We start from the raw sequence: 4,813 nt of genomic DNA on the forward strand, positions 1-4,813 counted from the left end.
GCGGGAGAGATCGCGGCCGTCTTCTCCGGGATGCGACCGGTGCGGCAGGCCTCTTCGATGCAGGAGGCCGTGGAGCTGGCGGCGGGGGAGGCGCGGCCGGGGGACGCCGTTCTGCTCTCTCCCGGGTGCGCGTCGTTCGACTGGTACGGCTCCTACGCCGAGCGGGGGGACGATTTCGTGGCGGCGCTCCGCCGCCTGACCGGGCCCGAGGCGGCGCAGTGAGCCGGGTGCGGGCGCTGGTCCGGGCCCCGGGGTCGGCCCGGGCCTCCGGGCGGCCGGCGGTGGCTCAGGGGAGCCGCTCCAACGGGTTCGTCCTGCTGCTGTCGCTGACGGTGGCCCTCGACCTGATCGGCCTGGTGATGGTCCTGTCGGCCTCCTCGGTCGAGGCGCTGGCCCGCTACGGCTCGTCCTGGGTGTTCTTCGAGAAGCAGCTCCTGTGGGTGGTCCTCGGGGCGGTGGTGATGGTGCTGACCATGCGCGTCGACTACCAGCGCTGGCGGAAGTGGTCCCTGCCCCTGGTCGCGGGTTCACTGGCACTGCTGTTCGCCGTGCTGGTGCCCCACGTGGGAGTGAGCGTCAGCGGATCGAGCCGGTGGCTGGGATTCGGGAGCTTCCGGGTCCAGCCGTCGGAGCTGGTGAAGCTGGCGCTGGTCGTCTACCTGGCCGACGTGCTCTCCCGCCGGGTGGAGCGGGGCGCGGCGGTGCGCGACGTGCTCGGCGGGGTGCTGGTCGTGTACGTGCTCGCGGCGGCGCTGATCTTCAAGCAGCCGGACATGGGCACGGCGCTGGTCGTATCCGCCATCGTGTTGGGGCTGCTGTTCGCGGCCGGGATGCCGCGCCGGACGATGGCCAAGCTCATGGGCGGGGCGGTGGTCGCCGCCTTCGTGCTCGGCATGGCCGAGCCGTACCGCAAGGCGCGCCTCCTGTCGTTCCTGCACCCGTGGGCGGATCGCTCGTCGACCGGGTACCAGGTCGTGCAGTCACTGGTCGGGCTCGGCTCCGGCGGCGTGGCGGGGGTCGGGCTGGGCGCCAGCCGGGCCAAGTGGGGCTTCCTCCCCAACGCCCACACCGACTTCATCTTCTCGATCGTCGGTGAGGAGCTGGGGCTGGTCGGGGCGGTCCTGGTCGTGGGCCTGTTCGCCGTCTTTGCCCTGGTCGGTCTGCGCGCCGCCAAGAAGGCTCCCGATCCCTTCGGAGCCATGCTGGCCGTGGGCATCTCGGTGTGGATAACCGCCCAGGCCGTGCTCAACATCGGCGCCGTGATCGGCCTCCTCCCCGTCACCGGCGTTCCCCTTCCCCTGGTCTCCTTCGGCGGTTCGTCGCTGACGATCGTCATGGGCGCCATCGGCATCCTCCTCAACATCGCCCGCCAGGAGCGGCGGTGAGGCCGTTCGCGGTGATCGCCGGTGGGGGCACCGGGGGCCACGTGCAGCCGGCTCTGGCGGTGGCCGCCGCGCTGGTTGCCCGGGGCCACGACCCCGCGACCGTCCATTTCGTGGGTTCGGCGCGGGGCATGGAGGCCACGCTCGTGCCCGACGCCGGCTACTCGATCACCCTGCTGCCCGGGCGGGGCATCAGGCGGGGCCGCAGCCTGGAAGCCCGGCTGGCGGCGGCGGCGGCAGTGGTGGGGCTGGCGGCCGCCACCGCCCGCGCCCTCGGACTGCTGCTGCGGCGCCGCCCGGCCGTCGTGCTCGCCGTCGGGGGGTATGCGAGCCTGCCCTGCGCCGTGGCCGCCGTGGTGCTGCGGGTCCCGCTCGTGCTGGCCGAGCAGAACTCGGTCCCGGGGGCCACCAACCGGCTCCTCGGCCGCTTCGCCCGGGCGGCGGCCGTGGCGTTCCCGGGCACCGACCTGCCCCGCGCCGTGGTGACGGGGACGCCGCTGCGGCCGGAGGCGGAGTCCGTCGACCGGAGCACCGAGGGGCGCCGGCGGGCGCGCTCCGGTCTGGGCCTTCCCGACGGCCGCCGGGTGCTCGCGGTGGCCGGCGGGTCGCTCGGCTCGCGCCGCATCAACCAGGCCGCCGTCGACCTGGTGGGGAGCTGGCGTCCGGCGGGACAGGTGGCCGTCCACCATGTGGTCGGCGCCCGGGACTTCCCCGAGATGGGGGAGGCGGTGGACCGGGCGGGGGGACCCGCCGATCCGGCCGTCTGGTACCGGGCCGTCGAGTACGAGAGGCGGATGCCCGACCTGCTGGCGGCGGCCGACCTCATGGTGTGCCGGGCGGGCGGCTCGACGGTCGCCGAGCTGGCCGTAGCCGGAGTTCCCGCCGTGCTCGTCCCGCTGCCCGGCGCGCCCGGTGACCACCAGACGGGCAACGCGCGCGTGCTCTCGGACGTCGGTGCCGCCGTGCTGCTGGCCGACGCCGAGTGCGACGGCGACCGGCTGGCGGGGATCGTCGACGGGCTGCTCTTCGAGGACGCCCGGCTGGCGGCCATGGGGAAGGCGGCGGGTCAGGCGGGCCGGCCCGACGCCGCCCGGTCGGTGGCCGAGCTGGTCGAGCGTTGCGCGGCCGGGGGGTCCCGGGCCGTCCGGGGAGCGCCGCCGCCGTGAGGCCCGACCTCTCCGTGCCGCGGCGGATCCATCTCGTCGGCATCGGCGGGGCGGGGATGTCCGCCATCGCCACCGTGCTGGCGGGCATGGGCCACCGGGTGTCGGGCAGCGACCTCAAGGGCTCCCCGGGCCTGGATCGCCTGCGCGGGCTGGGAATCGAGGTCCACGTGGGCCACGACGCATCGCAGCTCGACTCCGCCGAGCTGGTGGCGATCTCCACCGCCGTCGGGGCCGGGAACCCGGAGGTGGTGGAGGCGCGGCGGCGGGAGATCCCGGTCCTGCGGCGGGCCGACCTGCTGGCCGCCATCACCGGCACCCGCCGGACGATCGCGGTTGCGGGTACGCACGGCAAGACCACCACCTCGTCGATGCTGGCGCTGATCCTTCTCGAAGCGGGGTGGCGCCCCTCGTTCGTCATCGGCGGGGAGCTCAACGAGACCGGGTCGGGGGCGGCGTGGTCGGACGGGCAGTGGCTGGTCGTCGAGGCCGACGAGAGCGACGGCACCTTCCTCGAGCTCGACGCCGAGGTTGCCGTCGTCACGAGCGTGGAGCCCGACCACCTGGACCACTACGGCTCGTTCGAGCACCTGCAGGACGCCTTCCACCGCTTCCTGGCCGGCGCCCGGGGGCCCCGCGTCGCCTTCCGGGACCAGCCCGCGTCGGCGCGTGCCGCCACGGCCAGCGGCGCCACCACGTTCGGCACCAGCCCCGGGGCCGACTACCGCATCGTCGGTCTCGAGCTGACGCGCACCGGATCGACCTTCGAGCTGGCCCACGGGGAGGCGCCGGGCACGCCAGTGGAGCTGTCCGTCCCTGGGGCCCACAACGCCTCCAACGGGGCGGCGGCGGCGGTCACGGCGCTCTGCCTCGGCGTCCCGGCCGAGGCCGTGCGGACCGGGCTGGCGCGCTTCACCGGGGTGGCGCGGCGCTACCAGTTCCGGGGCGAGTGGGGCGGGATCACCTTCATCGACGACTACGCCCACCTGCCGGGAGAGGTCGTGCCGGTCCTCGACGCCGCCCGCCGCGGCGGCTGGAGCCGGGTGGTCTGCGTCTTCCAGCCCCACCGCTTCACGCGCACGGCGGCGCTGGCCCCCGACTTCGGCCACGCCTTCGACGGCGCCGACGTGCTGGTGGTCACCGACGTCTACGGGGCGGGGGAGACGCCGATACCGGGGGTCACCGGGAAGCTGATCGTGGACGCCGTGCTGGACGCCTCGCCGCACCGGCCCGTGGCCTACCTGCCGGGGCGCGCCGAGCTGGCGGCCTACCTCCGCGCCAACCTCCGGCCCGGGGACCTGTGTCTCACCCTGGGAGCGGGTGACCTCACGTCGCTTCCCGACGAGTTGATGGGCCGGCTGGGGTGAGCGCCCTCGAGGACGCCGCCGCCCTCCTCGGCCCCCGCGCCGCCCGCAACCGCCCGCTCGGACCTCTGACCACCTACCGGGTCGGCGGTCCCGCCGCCCTGTTCCTCGAGGCGGCCAACGAGGACGACCTCGACGCGGCGCGCAAGGCCGTGACGGAGTCGGGAGTGGCGGTGATGGTCCTGGGAAAGGGCTCCAACCTCCTCGTGGCGGACGCCGGCTTCCGGGGGCTGGTCGTGACCCTCGGGCCGGAGTTCGCGTCGATAGGCATCTCGGGCCTCACGGCCCGGGCCGGGGCGGCGGCCGGCCTGCCGGTCCTCGCCCGCCGGACGGCGGCGGCCGGTCTGGCCGGACTGGAGTGGGCGGTCGGAGTGCCCGGTTCGGTGGGCGGCGGCGTGCGGATGAACGCGGGAGGGCACGGCTCGGACATGGCCGGCTCGATCGACCGGTGGGCGTTCGTCGACCTCCAGGGCGGGCCGGACGGGGAGCGGGGCGTCTCCGATCTGGCCTACGGCTACCGGCGCTCGAGCGTGGCCGAGGGCCACGTGGTGGTGTGGGCCTCGTTCCCGCTGCGGAGCGGGGACCGGGACCGCTCCGAGGAGGCCATCGCCGAGATCGTGCGGTGGAGGCGGGCCAACCAGCCCGGCGGCCAGAACGCCGGGTCGGTCTTCACCAATCCCGAGGGGGACTCGGCCGGGCGGATAATCGAGGCCTGCGGGCTCAAGGGCCTGCGCCTGGCCTCGGCGGAGGTCTCGGACAAGCACGCCAACTTCATCCAGGCCGACGCCGGTGGCTCGGCCGACGACGTGAGGAGGCTCATCGAGATGGTGCGCGAACGGGTGCGCGCGGACGCGGGCGTCGAGCTCGTGCCCGAGGTGCGGATGGTCGGGTTCGGATGAGAGTC

At 75.0% G+C, this 4,813-nt stretch carries 5 protein-coding genes; all 5 read left to right on the forward strand.

What is annotated here, in order from left to right:
* Positions 1-222 (forward strand): hypothetical protein (locus VFW24_08200; GenBank protein HEX5266742.1); only part of this gene is annotated, 222 nt, incomplete at its 5' end.
* Positions 219-1,385 carry a putative lipid II flippase FtsW gene (gene ftsW, locus VFW24_08205; GenBank protein ID HEX5266743.1) on the forward strand — a complete coding sequence of 389 codons (1,167 nt, stop codon included), beginning with the start codon at positions 219-221 and terminating at the stop codon, positions 1,383-1,385. The genes VFW24_08200 and ftsW, both read left to right, overlap by 4 nt.
* Positions 1,382-2,548, forward strand: coding sequence for a UDP-N-acetylglucosamine--N-acetylmuramyl-(pentapeptide) pyrophosphoryl-undecaprenol N-acetylglucosamine transferase (locus VFW24_08210; GenBank protein ID HEX5266744.1), 1,167 nt, complete (start codon positions 1,382-1,384; stop codon positions 2,546-2,548). Before ftsW ends, VFW24_08210 begins: the two co-directional genes overlap by 4 nt.
* Entirely contained in the window at positions 2,545-3,912 is a 1,368-nt protein-coding gene (gene murC, locus VFW24_08215; GenBank protein ID HEX5266745.1) for a UDP-N-acetylmuramate--L-alanine ligase, read from the forward strand. Before VFW24_08210 ends, murC begins: the two co-directional genes overlap by 4 nt.
* Positions 3,909-4,808 (forward strand): UDP-N-acetylmuramate dehydrogenase, encoded by a 900-nt coding sequence (gene murB, locus VFW24_08220; protein ID HEX5266746.1) that lies wholly within the window; start codon positions 3,909-3,911, stop codon positions 4,806-4,808. Before murC ends, murB begins: the two co-directional genes overlap by 4 nt.
* Positions 4,809-4,813 lie beyond the last annotated feature (5 nt).

The sequence above is a fragment of the Acidimicrobiales bacterium genome, assembly GCA_036273495.1.
Taxonomy (GTDB): domain Bacteria; phylum Actinomycetota; class Acidimicrobiia; order Acidimicrobiales; family JAJPHE01; genus DASSEU01.